The 17,437-nt window shown below is 68.3% G+C and carries 16 protein-coding genes and 2 pseudogenes; 11 read left to right on the forward strand and 7 right to left on the reverse strand.

Annotated elements, in window-relative coordinates:
- Window positions 1-106 precede the first annotated feature (106 nt).
- The 6 genes from PHLH3_RS11155 (at window position 107) to PHLH3_RS11180 (ending at window position 6,142) form a co-directional block, all read left to right on the forward strand.
- Window positions 107-916: an alpha/beta hydrolase gene (locus PHLH3_RS11155; protein ID WP_111263470.1), complete on the forward strand. Its 810-nt coding sequence runs from the start codon at window positions 107-109 to the stop codon at window positions 914-916.
- Entirely contained in the window at window positions 913-1,776 is an 864-nt protein-coding gene (locus PHLH3_RS11160) for an alpha/beta hydrolase (protein ID WP_213629239.1), read from the forward strand. Before PHLH3_RS11155 ends, PHLH3_RS11160 begins: the two co-directional genes overlap by 4 nt.
- A gap of 50 nt (window positions 1,777-1,826) precedes the next feature.
- The gene (locus PHLH3_RS11165) at window positions 1,827-2,489 is read left to right on the forward strand and encodes a glutathione S-transferase N-terminal domain-containing protein (RefSeq protein WP_213629240.1); all 663 of its coding nucleotides are present in this window, start codon (window positions 1,827-1,829) and stop codon (window positions 2,487-2,489) included.
- 8 nt (window positions 2,490-2,497) lie between these two features.
- Window positions 2,498-3,316: a DUF4892 domain-containing protein gene (locus tag PHLH3_RS11170; protein WP_213629241.1), complete on the forward strand. Its 819-nt coding sequence runs from the start codon at window positions 2,498-2,500 to the stop codon at window positions 3,314-3,316.
- 75 nt (window positions 3,317-3,391) lie between these two features.
- The gene (locus tag PHLH3_RS11175; RefSeq protein ID WP_213629242.1) at window positions 3,392-4,465 is read left to right on the forward strand and encodes an AI-2E family transporter; all 1,074 of its coding nucleotides are present in this window, start codon (window positions 3,392-3,394) and stop codon (window positions 4,463-4,465) included.
- Between the two features lie 153 nt (window positions 4,466-4,618).
- Window positions 4,619-6,142, forward strand: a complete 1,524-nt coding sequence (locus PHLH3_RS11180) for a YdgA family protein (protein WP_213629243.1) — start codon at window positions 4,619-4,621, stop codon at window positions 6,140-6,142.
- Between the two features lie 242 nt (window positions 6,143-6,384).
- Here PHLH3_RS11180 and PHLH3_RS11185 read toward each other — a convergent pair whose 3' ends face one another.
- The 3 genes and pseudogenes from PHLH3_RS11185 to PHLH3_RS11195 all read right to left on the reverse strand — a co-directional run bounded on the left by PHLH3_RS11185 (window position 6,385) and on the right by PHLH3_RS11195 (window position 9,068).
- Window positions 6,385-7,182, reverse strand: a complete 798-nt coding sequence (locus PHLH3_RS11185) for an EF-hand domain-containing protein (protein ID WP_213629244.1) — start codon at window positions 7,180-7,182, stop codon at window positions 6,385-6,387.
- 112 nt (window positions 7,183-7,294) lie between these two features.
- The gene (locus tag PHLH3_RS11190) at window positions 7,295-8,323 is read right to left on the reverse strand and encodes an ATP-binding protein (protein ID WP_213630506.1); all 1,029 of its coding nucleotides are present in this window, start codon (window positions 8,321-8,323) and stop codon (window positions 7,295-7,297) included.
- Window positions 8,320-9,068, reverse strand: a pseudogene (locus PHLH3_RS11195) (winged helix-turn-helix domain-containing protein). Before PHLH3_RS11195 ends, PHLH3_RS11190 begins: the two are co-directional and overlap by 4 nt.
- Window positions 9,069-9,385: 317 nt before the next feature.
- On the opposite strand from PHLH3_RS11195, the gene PHLH3_RS11200 reads away from it, so the two are divergent.
- Both PHLH3_RS11200 and pyrF read left to right on the forward strand, forming a co-directional pair.
- Entirely contained in the window at window positions 9,386-10,123 is a 738-nt protein-coding gene (locus tag PHLH3_RS11200) for a hypothetical protein (RefSeq protein ID WP_213629245.1), read from the forward strand.
- A gap of 82 nt (window positions 10,124-10,205) precedes the next feature.
- The gene (pyrF, locus tag PHLH3_RS11205; RefSeq protein WP_213629246.1) at window positions 10,206-10,904 is read left to right on the forward strand and encodes an orotidine-5'-phosphate decarboxylase; all 699 of its coding nucleotides are present in this window, start codon (window positions 10,206-10,208) and stop codon (window positions 10,902-10,904) included.
- Window positions 10,905-11,191: 287 nt separating this feature from the next.
- Here pyrF and PHLH3_RS11210 read toward each other — a convergent pair whose 3' ends face one another.
- A complete protein-coding gene (locus tag PHLH3_RS11210; protein ID WP_173178339.1) occupies window positions 11,192-12,196 on the reverse strand; it encodes an NADP-dependent oxidoreductase in 1,005 nt (334 codons plus the stop codon).
- Window positions 12,197-12,425: 229 nt separating this feature from the next.
- Here PHLH3_RS11210 and PHLH3_RS11215 point away from each other — a divergent pair.
- Together PHLH3_RS11215 and PHLH3_RS11220 are read left to right on the forward strand one after the other, a co-directional pair.
- Window positions 12,426-13,189 (forward strand): annotated as a pseudogene (locus PHLH3_RS11215) (SDR family oxidoreductase).
- Between the two features lie 141 nt (window positions 13,190-13,330).
- A complete protein-coding gene (locus PHLH3_RS11220; RefSeq protein ID WP_213629247.1) occupies window positions 13,331-14,215 on the forward strand; it encodes a bile acid:sodium symporter family protein in 885 nt (294 codons plus the stop codon).
- A gap of 123 nt (window positions 14,216-14,338) precedes the next feature.
- Here the strand turns inward: PHLH3_RS11220 and PHLH3_RS11225 are convergent, their stop codons facing one another.
- Both PHLH3_RS11225 and PHLH3_RS11230 read right to left on the reverse strand, forming a co-directional pair.
- Window positions 14,339-15,550, reverse strand: a complete 1,212-nt coding sequence (locus PHLH3_RS11225; protein ID WP_213629248.1) for a benzoate/H(+) symporter BenE family transporter — start codon at window positions 15,548-15,550, stop codon at window positions 14,339-14,341.
- Window positions 15,550-16,161: a LysE family translocator gene (locus tag PHLH3_RS11230; RefSeq protein WP_213629249.1), complete on the reverse strand. Its 612-nt coding sequence runs from the start codon at window positions 16,159-16,161 to the stop codon at window positions 15,550-15,552. The genes PHLH3_RS11225 and PHLH3_RS11230 overlap by 1 nt, the downstream gene beginning before the upstream one ends.
- Window positions 16,162-16,315: 154 nt before the next feature.
- Here PHLH3_RS11230 and PHLH3_RS11235 point away from each other — a divergent pair, with 154 nt between their 5' ends.
- Window positions 16,316-16,948, forward strand: coding sequence for a hypothetical protein (locus tag PHLH3_RS11235; RefSeq protein ID WP_213629250.1), 633 nt, complete (start codon window positions 16,316-16,318; stop codon window positions 16,946-16,948).
- Here the strand turns inward: PHLH3_RS11235 and PHLH3_RS11240 are convergent, their stop codons facing one another.
- Window positions 16,949-17,407 carry a MarR family transcriptional regulator gene (locus PHLH3_RS11240; RefSeq protein WP_213629251.1) on the reverse strand — a complete coding sequence of 153 codons (459 nt, stop codon included), beginning with the start codon at window positions 17,405-17,407 and terminating at the stop codon, window positions 16,949-16,951.
- Window positions 17,408-17,437: the final 30 nt, after the last annotated feature.

A 17,437-nucleotide genomic window follows, 5' to 3' on the forward strand; every position in this document is an offset into this window, starting at 1 on the left:
CCGCTGCTGTGGCAATAGCGCCATCATCACTGGCAGTTACGGTCATTGCCGGGGGGCGCCGGGCTGCCGGAAAATCCCCGGCAGTTCCCAACCAGCCGGCATCGCCATGTCCCAGACGATCTTCTTCGCCCATGCCAACGGCTTCCCGTCGGCCACCTATGCCAAGCTGTTCCAGGCGCTGGGCCCGGACTTCCGGATCCGGCACCTGGACCAGCACGGCCATGACCCGCGCTTCCCGGTCAACGACAACTGGGAAAACCTGGTGGACGAGCTCATCCACCACCTCGAGGCCCACGGCGAGCCGGTGTTCGGTGTCGGCCACTCCCTCGGCGGCGTGCTGCACTACCACGCGGCACTGCGCCGCCCGGACCTCTACCGCGGCGTGGCGATGCTCGACTCGCCGGTGCTGACCCTGGCCGACCGCATCGTCATCCGCGCGGCCAAGCGCTTCGGCTTCATCGACCGCATCACCCCGGCCGGCCGCACCCTGGGCCGGCGCGAGGAGTTCGCCGACCTCGACGAGGCGCGCCTGTACTTCTCCGGCAAATCCCTGTTCCGCCGCTTCGACCCGGACTGCCTGGAAGCCTACGTGCGCCACGGCTTCACCGAGACCGGCAGCGGCCTGCGGCTGAAGTTCGACCCGGCCACCGAGATCAGCATCTACCGCAGCGTCCCGCACAACAGCCCGGGCCGCCCGCAGCAGCTCGAGGTGCCCCTCGCGGTGGTGCGCGGCCGCCACAGCCGCGTGGTGCTGCCCCATCACGCACGCCTGGTCAAACGCGTGCCCAAGGGGGAGTACCTGTCCCTGCCGGGCGGCCACATGTTCCCCCTGGAGCGCCCGCAGGACACCGCCGAACTGCTGAGGAACCTCTTCAACCGCTGGGAAGGCCAGCGCACCGACCGGGAGCACGCATGACCGCGCACGTCGAGGAAATCCGCCTGAACCTGCCCCACGTCGAACTGGCGGCACACATCTTCGGGCCCGAGGACGGCAAGCCCGTGCTGGCCCTGCACGGTTGGCTGGACAACGCCATGACCTACGCGCGCCTGGCGCCGAAGCTCCAGGGGCTGCGCATCGTCGCCCTGGACTTCGCCGGCCACGGCCATTCCGGGCACTACCCGGCCGGCTCCAGCTACCAGCTGTGGGAATACGCCGAGGACGTGTTGCTGGTGGCCGAGCAACTGGGGTGGGAGCGCTTCTCGCTGATGGGCCACTCCCTCGGCGCCATCGTCTCGGTGCTGGTGGCCGGTTCCCTGCCCGAGCGCATCGAGCGCCTGGCGCTGATCGACGGGCTGATTCCCTACACCGGCGAGGCCGACAGCGCGCCCAAGCGCCTGGGTGATGCACTGAAGGCGCGGCTGGCGCTGCGCGATAAGCGCAAGCCGGTGTACACCGACGTCGAGCGCGCGGTGGAGGCGCGCATGAAGGGCGTGGTGGCGGTGAGCCGCGAGGCCGCCGAACTGCTCGCCAACCGTGGCCTGATGCCGGTGCCCGGCGGCTACACCTGGCGCACCGACATGCGCCTGACCCTGCCGTCGCTGATGCGCCTGACCTTCGCCCACGCCACCGAGTTCGTCCGCGCGGTACGCTGCCCCACCTCCCTGGTGCTGGCGGAGCAGGGGCAGATCCGTGCCGAGCCGCGTATCGCTGAACTGCTCCAGGGTCTAGGCTTCGACGTGCACTACAAGCCGGGCGGCCACCACCTGCATCTCAATGACGAAAGCGGCGCCCAGGCGGTAGCAGACTGTTTCAATAGCTTCTTCGCCTCGCCTTGACTTGATCGGGGCAACCGGGAAGGCTGGGCGCCTTCCCAAGGAGAGCCCGGATGATCGATCTCTATACCGCTGCCACGCCCAACGGGCACAAGGTCTCCATCGCCCTCGAGGAACTGGGCCTGTCCTACCGGGCCCACGCGCTGTCCTTCGAGCGCAAGGAACAGAAGGCGCCGTCCTTCCTGGAGATCAACCCCAACGGGCGCATCCCCGCCATCGTCGACCGTGATGAGGGGGACTTCGCCGTGTTCGAGTCCGGCGCCATCCTCCTCTACCTCGCCGAGAAGACCGGCCGGCTGCTGCCCGCCGACGCCAAGGGCCGCTCCGTGGCCATGCAGTGGCTGATGTTCCAGATGGGCGGGGTCGGTCCGATGCAGGGCCAGGCCAACGTCTTCTTCCGTTACTTCCCGGAAACCCTCCAGCCGGCCATCGACCGCTACCAGCACGAGACCCGCCGCCTCTACGAGGTGCTCGATTCGCGCCTGGCGCTGGTGGAATACCTGGCCGGCGACTACGGCATCGCCGACATCGCCACCTTCCCCTGGGTGCGTCTGCACGACTGGGCCGGGGTGTCGGTCGAGGGCCTCGTCCACCTGCAGCGCTGGCTGGCGGCCATCGAGGCCCGGCCTGCCGTGCAGCGTGGCCTGCAGGTGCCCAGGCGCCAGGAAGCCGCCGAGACAGTGGTCAAGTCCGCCCAGTCCATGTTGATTCGCTAAGGATGCGCATGCGCTCTTTCATCGTTACCGGCCTGTTCCTGGCCGCGTCCCTTCAGGCGATGGCGGTATACGCCGCCGACCTGCCCGACAGCCACGACCTCAGCGCGCTGCCGCGCTTCCCCCACGCCGAGATCGTCGACTTCAAGGAAACCGGCGACCAGGAGCGCATCTACCCGCAAGGCTCGATCCGGCGCATCAGCAACCAGCTGCGCTTCGAGCAGAAGATCGATGCCCAGGGCCGGCAGACCTCGGTCACCTACCTGCTGCCCAGTGGCCATGGCTCGGGCGAGGCCTTCGACAGCGCCCGGGTCGCCCTGCTCGACAAGGGCGCCGTGCCCCTCTACTGGTGCCAGGGCCGCGACTGTGGCTCCAGCAGCCTGTGGGCCAACTCGGTGTTCGGCAACGCACGCCTCTACGGACCGGACGAGCAGCAGGCCTACTTGCTGGTGCGCCTGGCCGAACCGCAGCAGGACAGCCTGCTGGCGCTGTACGCCATCACCCGGGGCAACCGCCGCGCCTACCTGCACGCCGAGCAGCTGGATTCCGCCGCGCCCCTGGGCGAGATCCTGCCCACGCCCGCCACCCTGATGCGCGAGCTCAAGAGCAGCGGCGAGCTGCACCTCACTGGCCTGCCGGAGGTGCCCACGCCTGCCTGGGCGACCCTGCTGGCGCGCTGCCTGAACCTCGACAGCACCCTGCGCATCAGCCTGTCCGGCGCGGGCGGCGAAGCCTGGCGCCAGGCCCTGGTGGAGCAGGGCGTGCGCGCCACGCGCCTGGAGCTGGGCGAAAACACCGCCGAAGGCCTGCACCTCGAGTGGCTGCGCTGAAGCGCAGCGTCCATGCTTGTCATCCGTGGCGCCCGTCGGCGCCACGGTCGCGTTTTGCCACGGAGTGCCCCGTTCATGCTGAATAACGATCGCCTGCTGGTGCAGATACTGCTGCTCGCGTTGCTGGGCGCCTGCATCTGGGTGCTGGCCCCTTTCTGGTCGGCGCTGTTCTGGGCGGCCGTGCTGGCCTTCGCCAGCTGGCCGCTGATGCGCCTGCTCACGCGGCTGCTGGACGGACGCGTGTCCACAGCTGCGGGGCTGCTCACCGCCGGCTGGATGCTGCTGGTGGCGGTGCCGCTGGTGTGGATGGGCTTCAACCTCGCCGACCACATCCGCGATGCCACAGAACTGGTCAAGAACGTTCAGGTGGAAGGCCTGCCGCAGCCACCGGAATGGCTGGGCGAGCTGCCCCTGGTGGGTGAGCGCCTGGTGGCGCTGTGGCAGCGGGTCGACGCCCAGGGCGCGGCTTTCTTCACCAGCCTCAAGCCCTACATGGGCCAGGCCGGCAACTGGATCCTGGCGCGCAGCGCACAGATCGGCGGCGGCATGCTGGAACTGGCCCTGAGCCTGGTGCTGGTGTTCTTCTTCTACCGCGACGGCCCGCGCATGGCGCTGTTCGCCGAGCGTGCCCTGGAGCGCCTGATCGGCGAGCGCGCACCGCACTACCTGGAACTGGTGGCCGGCACCGTGCAACGGGTGGTCAACGGCGTGATCGGCACCGCCGCCGCACAGGGCCTGCTGGGGCTGATCGGTTACTGGATCGCCGGGGTTCCGGGGGCGCTGGTGCTGGGCCTGGCCACCTTCGCCCTGAGCCTGATTCCGATGGGGCCGCCGCTGGTCTGGGTGCCCGCCACCGCCTGGCTGTTCTGGCACGGCGACTACGGCTATGGAGTGTTCCTGGCGATCTGGGGCTTTTTCATCATCAGCGGCGTGGACAACGTGCTCAAGCCCTACCTCATCAGCCGTGGCGGCAACCTGCCGCTGGTGGTGGTCCTGCTCGGCGTGTTCGGCGGCATCCTCGCCTTCGGCTTCATGGGCCTGTTCCTCGGGCCGACGCTGCTGGCGGTGGCCTACAGCCTGATCTCCGACTGGATCGGCCGGCCCCAGCCGCTGGTGATCGACAAGCCCGAGGGGCCCGGCCCGCACTGAACGTCGACTGGCCAGCAGAACCGCAGGCCGCCGCTTGGAGGCGCAATGGCGCAGTGATAGCCTTTGCGCCGCATTTTTCCGCGCCGCTTTGCATCGGCCCCGCTTGCGGATGCAGGGAAGCAACATTCACATGGATACTCCGCGAGTCGAACAATGAGCAAAACCGTAAAGATCGCCCTGGGCGCAGTCGTCGCCATCGCCGCTGTTTCCGCCGCGGGGGCCTGGTACACCGGCACCCAGCTGCCCGCCGTGCTGGACACCTCCATCAAGGAAGCCAATGCGCAGCTTAAGCTGTCCGCGCCGGCCTTCGGCACCTCCGCGTCGATGGAGCTGGTCTCCCTCGAACAGGGCCTGTTCAGCAGCACCGCCCATTACCGAGTGCGCGTCGGCGAGGAAGGCCAGGGCCTGGAGCTGTTGTTCGTCGACAACATCGAGCACGGCCCCTTCCCGGTGTCGCGCCTGAAGGCCTTCAAGTTGGCGCCGGTGATGGCCGCCAGCAACTACGCCCTGGAGTCCAGCCCCAGCGTCGAGAAGTGGTTCGCCGCCAACAAGGGCGCCGCGCCCCTGGTCGGTGACGTCAGCATCGGCTACGACCGCTCCATGAGCGGCAGCCTGGCCCTGTTGCCCCTGGAGATGCAGATGGACGACGAGTCCCACCTGAGCTTCTCCGGCCTGAACCTGGAGCTGCGCAGCGATGCCGGCGGCAGCAGGGTCGCCGCCATCGGCACCATGGACAGTCTCAAGGTCGACGCCGTCTCCGAGCAGGGTGAGCAGGTGCACGTCCTGTTCCAGGGCCTGTCCCTGGCCAGCGACCAGAGCCGCTCCACCAGCGGCCTGTACGTGGGCAAGAGCGATTTCACCCTGAAGACCGCCAACGTCATCGTCGGTGAAAACCCGGGTGTGCAGCTCACCGACCTGGCCCAGCGCCAGGACACCCGCGAGAACGGCAGCAACATCGAAGGCAGCCTGACGCTCGACGCCGGCAGCATCAGCTACGCCGACAAGCCCATCGGCAGCGCGCAGATGCTCTGGACCATGAAGAACCTCGATTCGGTCGCGCTGAAATCCCTGGCCGACTTCTACGGCGCGTTGTACCAGCAGGTCGGCCAGGCTGGCGAGTCGGGCCTCGGTGAGCTGACCGAAGCGCAGCAGGAGCAAGCCAAGGCCGACCTCGTCAAGCTGCTCGAAGGCAAGCCGCAGTTCGCCCTGGAGCGCCTGAGCCTGAAGACCGCCAACGGCGAGAGCCGCTTCAGCCTGGCCATGCAACTGGCCAAGCCGGCGTCCTTCGACCTGCCGCCGGACCAGATCGCCCGCGAAGCCATCACCAGCCTCGACCTGGACCTGAGCCTGTCCAAGCCGATGATCAGCGACCTGGTCAGCGTGCAGGCGGTGCTCCAGGGCCAGGAAGACCAGGAAGCCATCGCCCAGCAGGCCTCCATGACCACCGAAATGGCCAGCGGCATGATGCTCTCCACCCAGCTCGTGGCCCTGGAAGGCAATGACATCCGCGCCCGCCTGCACTACGCCGACGGCCAGGTGGAGTTCAACGGCAAGAAGATGACGGTCGAGGAGTTCGCCGGCCTGGTCATGGCCAGTGCCGGTGGCCTCGGCGGCGCCATGGGCGGCGAGCAGCCGGCCTTCCCGGACGAAGAGATCCCGATGCCGACCGAGGAATAATCTTCCCACGGCAATCCCCAAAGGGCCGGTCGCCATAAGGCGCCGGCCCTTTTTCATGGGCGAAATACCGCCTTGTAGGATGGCGTGGAGCGCAGCGAAACCCATCGATTCGGAGCCTCGAGCCACATCGTGTACACCGGCTGACACATCGATTCGAACCCACCATCGGGCTGATCGCCGAAGCAAAGAGCCGGCCACTGCGCGTGAGCGCAGCGGCCGGCTTTCCTTTCGCGGGGCGGGCCTCAGGCGGCGATGCTGAGCTGGCTGCCGACACGGGCCTCATAGGTGCCGGCGCTGCTCTCGTATTGCTTGAGCAGGGCGGCGGCGAGGCGGGCATAGACGGCGTCGCTGCTGGCGGTGGTGCTCCCGGAGTCACCCTGTTCGCCACTGCCGGCCTGGCCGAACAGGCTGCCCAGCTCGTCCTGGCTGATGCTGCCATTGCCATCGGCGTCCAGGGCGCTGAACAGCTCCTCGCTGTCGCCGCCGAAGCCACCGGCCGGCGGTGGGGGAGGTGGCGGGGCGAGGGCGGCGGTTTCGTCGACGTCGAGGCTGCCGTCGCCATCGCTGTCGAGGCTGGCGAACAGCTCGCTGCTGTCGATGCCGCTGTTCTCGCCCAGGGCGCTGCTCAGCTCGCTTTCGTCGATGGCGCCATTGCCGTCGGCATCCAGCTCGGCGAACAGGTCCTCGGGGTTGGCACCGCCACGCGGCGGTGGCGGGGGCGGGGTGAGGGCGGCGGTTTCGTCGAGGTCGATGGAGCCGTCGCTGTTGGCGTCGAGCTGGGCGAACAGCTCGTCGATATCGACGGTGGTGCCGCTGTCGCTTTCCTTGGCGTTGGCCAGCGCGGTGCCGAGTTCGTCCTTGGCGACGCTGCTGTCGCCATTGCTGTCCAGCAGGCTGAACAGTTTCTCCTGCAATTTCGATTGTCCCGAGGCGCAGCCGCCACTGCTGCTGGTGCCGCTGGCGGTGCTTTTCGAGGAGAGCGCCGAGCCGTAGCCGCCGTAGCTGCTGTAGCCCGAGTAACCACTGACGCCACTGATCATGGGAGTCACTCCTGTGCGTGATGGCAAGGCCGGAGTGGGTTCTCCGGTCCTCGCAGGTTCAGGCGCAAGCGTGTCGGGGGTTTATGCGCTTTGTATCGGCACGGAGACAGGGTCAGGCGCGGGGGATGGTGAGGGTGGCCAGCAGGCCGCCGCCGGGATTTTCGCCCAGGACCAGGTCGCCGCCCTGGCGCCGTGCGGCCTCGCGGGCGATGGTCAGGCCCAGGCCGACGCCACCGGAGCTGCGGTTGCGCGAGCCTTCGAGGCGGAAGAAGGGTTCGAACACCGCTTCGCGCTGTTCCGGGGCGATGCCGTGGCCGTGGTCGCTGACGCAGATGCGCACCTCGGCGGGGCCGTCTTCCAGGCGGATCAAGGCATGCCCGGCGTAGCGCAGGGCGTTCTCCACCAGGTTGCTGATGCAGGAGCGCAACGCCATGGGCTGGGCCCGCAGGGGCGCGCACTGGCCTTGCGCGCGCACGTCGGCGCCGCGGTCCTGGGCGTCTTCGGCCATGGATTCCACCAGGGCCTGGAGGTCGAACATCTGCAGGGCTTCGTCGGCGCGTTGCTGGTGCAGGTAGCTGAGGGTGGCGTCGAGCATGGCGACCATCTCGCCGAGGTCCTGGTCCATGCGCTGGCGCAACTGGGTGTCCGTCACCTGCTCGGCGCGCAGCTTGACCCGGGCGATGGGCGTGCGCAGGTCGTGGGAGACGGCGGCGAGCATGCGGCTGCGCTGGGCGACCTGCTCGCGGATGCGCTGCTGCATCAGGTTGAAGGCGTGGGCGGCCTGGCGCACCTCGCGCGGGCCTCGCTCCTCCAGGGGCGGGGCCTGGAGATTCTCGCTGAGGCGGTCGGCGGCGCTGGCCAGGCGCTGGATGGGCCGCGACAGCACGCGGGCGCCGTACCAGGCGGCGACGATGAGGGTCAGCAGCTGGAAGGTCAGCGGCACCAGCGGCCCGCCGAACAGCGGGCGCGGAGGCGGGGGCTGCCGGGGCGGCGGGCCCTCGGCGGCGTTCTGCGGTGGCGGCTGGGGCGGTGGGTTGCCGTACTGCTGGAACCAGAGGAAGGCCAGCAGGTGGGCGAGGACGATGGCGGCCAGGAAGATGCCGAACAGGCGTGCGAACAGCGAGTCGGCCTGGCGCATCAGCCGATCTCCCGCGCGTCGAACAGGTAGCCCTCGCCGCGCACCGTCTTGATCAGGCGCGGGGACCGGGGGTCGTCGCCAAGCTTCTGCCGCAGGCGCGAGACGAGCAGGTCGATGCTGCGGTCGAAGGCTTCGATGGAGCGGCCCGGGCGGCGTCCAGCAGCTGTTCGCGGCTGAGCACCCGGCGTGGGCGCTCGAGGAAGACCCAGAGCAGGCGGAATTCGGCGTTGGACAACGGCACCACCATGCCCTCGGGGGATTGCAGCTGGCGCAGCACGCCGTTCAGGCGCCAGGCGTCGAAGCGGATGCTGGCGCGCTGGTCGGCACGCAGGCCTTCGCGGTCGTCGCGCACGCGACGCAGGATGGTCTGGATGCGCGCCACCAGCTCGCGTGGCTCGAAGGGCTTGGCCATGTAGTCGTCGGCGCCCAGTTCCAGGCCGATGATGCGATCGGTGGGCTCGCAACGGGCGGTGAGCATGAGGATCGGGATGTCGGATTCGCTGCGCAGCCAGCGGCACAGGGAGAGGCCGTCTTCACCGGGCAGCATGAGGTCCAGGACCACCACGTCGAAGGGGGAGTCGGCCAGCGCTTCACGCATCGCCTCGCCGTCGTCCACGCCCACCGCCTCGATGTTGAAGCGGGCGAGGTAGTCGCAGAGCAGGTCGCGGATCGGCACGTCGTCGTCCAACAGCAGGGCGCGGATGTTCCAGCGGCGGTTGTCGAGGGGGGTGGGGGCTTGGTTGTGCATGGGTGTGTTGCCATCTGGCGGGTCGACCGGGCCGGTGGACCCCTGTTCTTCGCGTCTGGCGGCGGGCGTCGAGCGGCGGACCGTGGGCATCCATCGGGCGCATCCTACTCCGCCGTCCTGCCAGCGGCCATCGCGGCGAGAGACTCGCCGATGGCGGTGTCGCCAGCGTGTCGGCTTTGTACCGGCTCTGATACAAAGCGGCGTTGCATTCGGAAAGCACCGGCAGGGTGTGGGGGAAGTGCGCGGCTGCTTTCTGCGGGCGGATGGGGTACTTATGTCGCGCCGCATCCGGACCTGTCGTCGATAAAGGAGTTGTCATGCAGATTTCCACCACCCTGCTCGCCGGTTTCTGGGGCTGGCTGGCCGCCAGCAGCCTGTTGCTCGGCGCCGCCATCGGCTTCTGGGTGACGCTGCCCAGGGCGGTCACCGCCTCGGTGATGGCCTATGGCAGCGGGGTGTTGATCGCGGCGCTGTGCTTCGGGCAGATCCCCGAGGCCGAGCGCCTCGGCGGGCTGGGGCCGACCTTGGCGGGCATGCTCGCCGGCGGCGCGCTGTTCGTCCTCGCCAGCCAGTTGCTGGACCGCTGGGAAGCGCATCACCGCCAGCGCAGCGGCGGCGCCGGCTCCATGGTGGCGCTGCTGATCGCGGTGGGCGCCTTCCTCGACGGCATTCCCGAATCCCTGGGGCTCGGCCTGGGCCTGCTGGACGGCGGCGAGGTGAGCCTGCTGATGCTGGTGGCGATCTTCCTCTCCAACCTGCCGGAGGGGCTGGCCAGCGCCGCCGGGCTGCGCGAGGAGAAGCGCAGCGGCCTGTTCGTGTTCTGCCTGTGGGGCGGCATCGTCCTGCTGTCGGGCCTGGCGGCCATGGCCGGCCCGGGGCTGATGAGCGACCTGCCGCCGGCCTGGCTGGGCTTCGCCCTGGCGTTCTCCGCCGGTGCGGTGCTGTGCATGCTGGTGGACACGCTGATCCCCGAGGCCTTCGAGAGCACCCACGCCTGGACCGGGCTGATCACCCTGGCCGGCTTCATGACCGCCTTCGCCCTCGACCATCTCTAGTCGGCGGCGATCACCGGAGCAGCGGCGGGCACGGGCTTCCGCTACAATGCGCGCCGTTTTCGACTTGCCAGAGAGCCCGCCCATGTCCGCCTGCCAGACGCCCATCATCGTCGCCCTCGATTTCCCCACCCGCGAAGCCGCGCTGAAGCTGGCCGACCAGCTCGACCCTGCGCTATGCCGGGTGAAGGTGGGCAAGGAGCTGTTCACCAGCTGCGCATCGGACATCGTCGCCACCCTGCGCGAGCGCGGCTTCGAGGTGTTCCTCGACCTGAAATTCCACGACATCCCCAACACCACCGCGATGGCGGTGAAGGCGGCGGCGGAGATGGGCGTGTGGATGGTCAACGTGCACTGCTCCGGCGGCCTGCGCATGATGGCGGCCTGCCGCGAGACCCTGGAGCGGTTCAACGGGCCCAGGCCGCTGCTGATCGGCGTCACCGTGCTGACCAGCATGGAGCGCGAGGACCTGGCCGGCATCGGCCTGGACATCGAACCCCAGGAGCAGGTGCTGCGCCTGGCGGCCCTGGCGCAGAAGGCCGGGATGGACGGCCTGGTGTGCTCGGCCCAGGAAGCGCCTGCCTTGAAGGCGGCGCACCCGGCCCTGCAACTGGTCACCCCCGGCATCCGCCCGGCGGGCAGCGCCCAGGACGACCAGCGCCGCATCCTCACCCCGCGCCAGGCGCTGGACGCCGGTTCCGACTACCTGGTGATCGGCCGCCCCATCAGCCAGGCCGCCGACCCGGCCAAGGCGCTGGCGGCGGTGGTCGCCGAGCTTTCCTGAGGCCCGATCCCATAGGTTGGCGCCGAGCGTAGCGAGGCCCAACGCCCTGGTGTCCTGGTGAGCGTCGATGCGTTGGGCTTGCCTCAGCCAACCTACGAACTGTGGTCGCCGAGCTGGCCTGAGGCTCGATCGGTGGCCCAGGTGTTCAGGGCCGTAACGGGTAGGGCGGGTGAAACCCGCGTGATCCCGTGCGATGGATCGTCGGGTTGCACCCGACCTACGTGACCCCAAATAAAAATGGCCCGGACTGCATTGCAGCCCGGGCCATTTTCATTGGTACGGACGGGTTACTTGACCTTCAGCACCAGCTTGCCGAAGTTCTCGCCGCTGAACAGCTTGCCGAGGGTCTCGGGGAAGGTTTCCAGGCCTTCGACGATGTCTTCCTTGCTCTTGAGCTTGCCGGCGGCCATCCAGCCGCCCATTTCCTGGGCGGCGCTGGCGAAGTTGGCGGCGTGGTCCATCACCACGAAGCCTTCCATGCGTGCGCGGTTGACCAGCAGCGACAGGTAGTTGGCCGGGCCTTTCACCGCTTCCTTGTTGTTGTACTGGCTAATGGCGCCGCAGATGACGATGCGCGCGCGCGGGGCCAGGCGGCTGAGCACGGCGTCGAGAATGTCGCCGCCGACGTTGTCGAAATACACGTCCACGCCTTTCGGGCATTCGCGCTTGAGGCCGGCGACGACGTCTTCGTTCTTGTAGTCGATGGCGGCGTCGAAGCCGAGTTCGTCGATCAGGAAGCGGCACTTGTCGGCGCCACCGGCGATGCCGACCACGCGGCAGCCTTTGATCTTGGCGATCTGCCCGGCGATGCTGCCGACCGCGCCGGCGGCGCCGGAAAGCACCACGGTTTCGCCGGCCTTGGGCGCACCGACGTCGAGCAGGGCGAAGTAGGCGGTCATGCCGGTCATGCCGAGGGCGGAGAGGTAGAGCGGCAGCGGCGCGCGGCTCGGGTCGACTTTGTAGAAGCCGCGCGGCTCGCCGACGAAGTAGTCCTGCACGCCGAGCGCGCCGTTGACGTGGTCACCGACGGCGTAGTCGGGATGGTTGGAGGCGATCACCTTGCCCACGCCCAGGGCGCGCATCACCTCGCCCAGGCCCACCGGCGGGATGTAGGACTTGGCGTCGTTCATCCAGCCGCGCATGGCGGGGTCGAGGGACAGGTAGAGGTTCTCCACCAGGATCTGGTTCGGGCCGGGCTCGCCCACCGGTTTCTCGACGTAGGAGAAGGTGTCGCGGGTGGCCGCGCCGACCGGGCGTTTGGCGAGCAGGAACTGGCGGTTGAGCTGGGGCATGGCAGGGCACTCCGAATAGGGAAAACACCGGTTTAGTCCGCACGGCGGTGGAGGGCAAGCTTAGTCGCGCCAGGGAATGTGCGGCCATGAATGCCAATGATCATCGAGGGCGGGTTTCATCAGTCAACTGGATGCAGTACCCACCACGGACCTGATGATGCTGACGCTGGCCGCCCGCCAGTGGCTAGACTTCCCGCCGGTTCCCATCCTTCCTTCCGAGGTTTCACAGATGAGCATGACTTTCTCCGGCCAGGTCGCCCTGGTGACTGGCGCCGCCAACGGTATCGGCCGCGCGACCGCGCAGGCATTCGCCGCCGAGGGCTGAAGGTGGTGGTGTCCGATGTCGACGCCGCCGGCGGCGAGGCCACTGTGCAACTGATCCGCGATGCCGGTGGCGACGCCACCTTCATCCGCTGCAACGTCACCGTCGACGCCGAGGTGAAGGCCCTGGTGGAGGGCACGGTCGCCGCCTATGGCCGCCTCGACTACGCCTTCAACAACGCCGGCATCGAGATCGAGAAGGGCAAGCTGGCCGAGGGCTCCGAGGCGGAGTTCGACGCCATCATGGGGGTCAACGTCAAGGGCGTCTGGCTGTGCATGAAGTACCAGATCCCGCAGATGCTGGCCCAGGGCAGCGCCGGCGCCATCGTCAACACCGCGTCCGTCGCCGGCCTCGGCGCGGCGCCGAAGATGAGCATCTATGCCGCTTCCAAGCACGCGGTGATTGGCCTGACCAAGTCGGCTGCCGTCGAGTACGCGAAGAAGAAGATCCGCGTCAACGCGGTGTGCCCGGCGGTGATCGACACCGACATGTTCCGCCGTGCCTACGAGGCCGACCCGAAGAAGGGTGAGTTCGCCGCCGCCATGCACCCGGTGGGGCGCATCGGCAAGGTCGAGGAAATCGCCGGCGCGGTGCTCTACCTGTGCAGCGACGCCGCAGGCTTCACCACCGGCCATTCCCTGGCCGTGGACGGTGGCGCCACCGCCATCTGACCGGCTACGCGGTCATGCAGGGGCGCCTTCGGGCGCCTTTTTGCATTCTGTTACAGGTCGGGCCCGGGCTGGCTCGCGAGGCCACTATCCAGCCACGTGGCGCGTGCGCAGAATCCGCCGAGGTCCGACAAGGAGAACAACATGACCGCAAGCCCCCTGGTAACGATCTTCCTGCCCCTGGCGCTGGGCATCATCATGCTCGGCCTCGGGCTGTCCCTGACCCTGGCGGACTTCGCCCGGGTGGTGAAATTCCCCAGGCCGGTGCTGATCGGCCTCGGCTGCCAGATCCTCCTGCTGCCGCTGGCGTGCTTCCTGCTCGCCAAGGGCTTCCAGCTGGAGGCGGCGCTGGCGGTGGGCATGATGCTGCTGGCGGCGTCCCCCGGCGGCACTTCGGCCAACCTCTACAGCCACCTGGCCCATGGCGACGTGGCGCTGAACATCACCCTGACGGCGGTGAACTCGGTGATCGCCATCCTCACCATGCCGCTGATCGTCAACCTGTCCCTGGCCCATTTCATGAGCGGCGACCAGGCCATCCCGCTGCAGTTTTCCAAGGTGCTGCAGGTGTTCGTCATCGTCCTCGGCCCGGTGGCCATCGGCATGTTCCTGCGCAGCCGCTTCCCCGGCTTCGCCGTGCGCATGGAGAAGCCGGTGAAGATCATCTCCGCGCTGTTCCTGCTGCTGATCATCGTGCTGGCGGTGGCCAAGGACTGGCGCACCTTCGTCGACTACGCCCCGGTGGTGGGCCTGGCCGCGCTGGCGTTCAACCTGATCAGCCTGGCGGTGGGCTATTTCGTGCCGCGCCTGTGCCGCCTCAGCCAGCGCCAGGCGGTGGCCATCGGCATGGAGATCGGCATCCACAACGGCACCCTGGCCATCGCCCTGGCGCTGAGCCCGATGCTGCTGAACAACCCGACCATGGCGATCCCGGCGGCCATCTACAGCATCATCATGTTCTTCACCGCCGCCGCCTTCGGCTGGTGGGTCAACCGCGTGCACGGGCGCGAGCTGGCGGCGGAGGCCTGAGGGCGCCTGCCAGGGTCCCGGGCTGAAGCCCGGGCTCAGTGCTTTAGGGTGGGTCGGGTGGATGACGCTCTTTTCATCCACCCGCGGTGCCAGTCATTGCACCCCTATCAGGTCACCCGTGCTTCAGTCCTTGCCGGTATTCCAGTTGAGGATCACCAGCGTCAGCACCCCGGCGATCAGGCCCCAGAAGGCCGAGCCGATGGACAGCAGGCTCATGCCCGAGGCGGTGACCATGAAGGTGATCAGCGCGGCCTCGCGTTCCTTGGGTTCGTTCATCGCCACGGTCAGGCCGTTGCTGATGGAGCCGAACAGCGCCAGGGCGGCCACCGACAGCACCAGTTCCTTGGGGAAGGCGGCGAACAGCGCGGCGAGGGTGGCGGCGAAGATGCCGGCGATGCCATAGAAGACCCCGCACCACACGGCGGCGGTGTAGCGCTTGTTGCGGTCCTCGTGGGCGTGCGGGCCGGTGCAGATGGCGGCGCTGATGGCGGCCAGGTTGATGCCGTGGGAGCCGAAGGGCGCCAGCAGCAGCGAGGCGAAGCCGGTGGCCGAGATCAGCGGCGAGGCCGGCACCTGGTAGCCGTCGGCGCGCAGCACGGCGATGCCGGGGATGTTCTGCGAAGCCATGGCGACGATGAACAGCGGGATGCCGATGCTGATGATGGCGGTGAGGGAGAAGCTCGGCGTGGTCCACACCGGCTGCGCCAGGGCGAAGCTGAAGCCACTGAAGTCGAGCAGCCCCAGCGCCGCCGACATGCCGCAACCCACCAGCAGCGCTACCAGCACCGCGTAGCGGGGTTGCAGGCGCTTGAGCAGCAGATAGCTGAAGAACATCGCCAGCACCAGGGCGGTGCGGTGCTGCGCGGCGACGAAGATCTCGCTGCCGATCTTGAACAGGATGCCGGCCAGCAACGCGGCGGCCAGGGAGCCGGGCAGGCGGCGCATCAGGCGCTCGAAACCGCCGGTGAGGCCGACCAGGGTCAGCAGCACGGCGCAGACGACGAAGGCACCGATGGCCTCGGCGTAGGGCACGCCCGGCAGGCTGGTGATCAGCAGTGCGGCGCCGGGGGTCGACCAGGCCACGGTGATGGGGGTGCGAAAGCGCAGCGACAGGCCGATGCTGCAGACCGCCATGCCGATGGAGATGGCCCAGATCCACGAGGAAATCTGCCCGGCGCTGAGGCCGGCGGCCTGGCCCGCCTGGAACATCAGCACCAGCGAGCTGGTGTAGCCGGTGAGCATGGCGATGAAGCCCGCCACCACCGCCGACAGTGACGAGTCGGCCAGCGGGCGCAGGCGAGGCAGGGGGGCGCTGGAATCGGAGGCCTGGGTCATCACACGGTTCCCTTGATGTCGACGAGGATCGGATAGAGCGAGGCCACCAAGAGCAGGGCCATGCCGATATTGAAGGCGCGCAGCACCCGTGGCGAGGACAGCCAGCGGCGCAGCAGGCTGCCGGCGACGGTCCAGAGCCCGACGCTGGGGCAGTTGATCAGGGCGAACAGCGCGGCGATCAACAGGGCGTTGGTGACGAAGTCCTCCTGGGGGGTATAGGTGGTGATGGCGCCGATCGCCATGACCCAGGCCTTGGGGTTGACCCACTGGAAGGCGGCCGCCTGGAGGAAGGTGAAGGGGCGCGCGCCGCTGTCGCGGCTGTCAGGGGCACCGGAGCCGGCGATCTTCCACGCCAGGTAGAGCAGGTAGGCCGCGCCCAGGTAGCGCAGGGTGGTGTAGAGCACCGGCACCTGCTCGAAGACCTGGTGCAGGCCGAGGCCGACCGCCATCACCAGGACCATGAAGCCCAGGCTGATGCCGAGCATGTGCGGCACGCTGCGGCGCACGCCGAAGTTCACCCCGGAGGCGAGCAGCATCATGTTGTTGGGGCCGGGCGTGACCGAGGTGACGAAGGCGAACAGGGCGAAGGCGAGCAGCAGTTCCAGGCTCATGGCAGGGCACTCTTTTTGGAATGCTGGAAGCCTACGGCGTGGCGCGTTGCCGCGCCCCGTACAGCGAAGCGCGCAAAAAGCGATACAGTCGCGTGACGAGTGCGGGAAGAGCCATTACTGTTCCGGTTTTCAGTTTTCCCAGGAGCCCCACGCCATGGACGAGAATCCCTACGCCGCCCCGCAGACCGACCTGGTCGATGCCCAGGCCCCCCGCGAACTGCCTGACTGGAGCCCGGGGCTGCTCAACCTGCTGGGCTGGCTGTGCCTGGTCTCGGCCCTGGGTTCGGTGGTGGTGCTGGTGTTCATCTTCCTGGGTGATTTCATCGGCCTCCAGGGGGCCTCGCTGGTTGCCGAATGGCTGGGCCTGGCGGTGATGTTGCTGGGCAGCTACCTGAGCCTGCGCCTCAAGGGCTTCGCCGAGGCGCGTTTCGCCGCCGTCGGCCTGGCCTGGCCGACCTGGCTGGTGATCCTGGCGGGGATGCTGACCCAGGTGATGCTGATGCTGGTGAGCGACCAGGCCCTGGCGAAGCTGGGCTGGGAGCTGGGCGCGTACCTGGCGCTGATGGTCGGCTACGGCGCGGTCACCGTGTGGCTGGCGGTGCGCCTGCTCAAGGTGCAGAACGTCTACCCGGTGTTCCGGGTGATGGCCTGGCTGCTGCTGGTGGGCGGGGTGATGATGGCGACCGTGCTGCTGGTGATGGTCGCCCTGCTGCCGCTGCTGGCCTCTTCCGTCGCCATGGCCCTGGTGTTCTTCCAGGGCGCGCGGGACATGATCGGGCGCGCCTGATCAGGCCGCTTCTTCGCTCTCGCCCGGACGGGCGCTGGACAATGCCTGGTTGACCTTCAGCCAGCCATCCACGGCGTCCTCCCCGGCCTCGCTGAAGGCGCGCTCCAGCAGGCGCGCCTGTTCGCGGCGCAGGCTCTTCTCCAGTTTCGAGCCGTCGGCGGTCAGGCCCAGCTGGCGCTTGCGCTTGTCGTCGTCGGCGGCGCTGCTCTGCACCAGGTCCATTTCCATCAACTGGCGCAGCGGCGTGTTCAGCGCCTGCTTGCTGACACCCAGGTAGCCGAGCATTTCCTTGACGCTGAGGCCCGGGTACTTGGCGATGAAGAACAGGATGCGGTGGTGCACCCGCGACAGGCCGCGACGGGCGAGCATCTCGTCGGGCTTGCTGGTGAAGGCCTGGTAGCCGAAGAAGAAGGCCTCCATGGCGGCGTGCTGGACGGCTGGGTTTTTAAGGTCAAGCATATTGACGTATCCATCCCGGTCATCGTAATT

The sequence above is a fragment of the Pseudomonas sp. Pc102 genome, assembly GCF_018408275.1.
In the GTDB taxonomy this organism is placed as follows: domain Bacteria; phylum Pseudomonadota; class Gammaproteobacteria; order Pseudomonadales; family Pseudomonadaceae; genus Metapseudomonas; species Metapseudomonas tohonis.